Source organism: Microbispora sp. CL1-1 (assembly GCF_012034195.1).
Lineage (GTDB): Bacteria > Actinomycetota > Actinomycetes > Streptosporangiales > Streptosporangiaceae > Microbispora.
Window position 1 is genome coordinate 1 of record NZ_JAATEK010000161.1, and the last position, 720, is coordinate 720.

Sequence of the window (720 nt, forward strand, 5' to 3'; positions counted from 1 at the left end):
GGCCGGGACCGGGCCAACTTGGCCACTCGCCGCAAACGTGCTGCCTTCCCCACCGGAAAGACCTTCAGCGACTGGGACGAGAGCGCATCCTCCATTCCCCGCCCCACCCAAGACGCCCTCAAGAGCCTGGAATGGGTGACCCGTCGTGAGAACCTGTGCATCTGCGGCCCCTCGGGCACCGGCAAGAGCCACTTCAGCGAGGCGCTGGGCCAGGCCGCCGTCGAGGCCGGGCTGACGGTCGTCTGGTTCACCATCGAAGATCTCGGCGCCCTGGTCCGCCGCCACCGCGTCGATGACTCCATCGCCCGCGCCCTGGCCCGCATCATCCGCGCCGATCTGATCATCGTCGATGACATCGGCCTGCTACCGGTCTCCCCGGACGCCGCCGAAGGTTTCTACCGCTTGGTCGATGCCGCCTATGAGCGGCGCAGTCTGACGGTGTCCAGCAACCTGCACCCGTCCGGGTTCGACGAGATCATGCCCAAGACCCTGGCCACCGCCACGGTCGACCGGCTGCTCCACCACGCCCACGTCGTGGTCACCCAGGGTGACAGTTTCCGGCTCACCCAGGCCACCTCCGGACAGGGGGTGAAGCCCTTCAGCTAACCCGATCAACACCGACGGTGGGGAGATAACTGGCCGCCGTCGGGGAGAACTTCGTGGCCGCCAGCGGGGAGATCTCAAGGCCGCCCACGGGGAGAACCAAATGGCCGTTGACAC

General features: G+C 67.4%; 1 protein-coding gene. It reads left to right on the top strand.

Annotated elements, in window-relative coordinates; genetic code table 11:
• On the top strand, window positions 1-606 hold a 606-nt coding region (locus HCK04_RS40415), incomplete at its 5' end, for an ATP-binding protein (protein WP_142652787.1).
• Window positions 607-720: the final 114 nt, after the last annotated feature.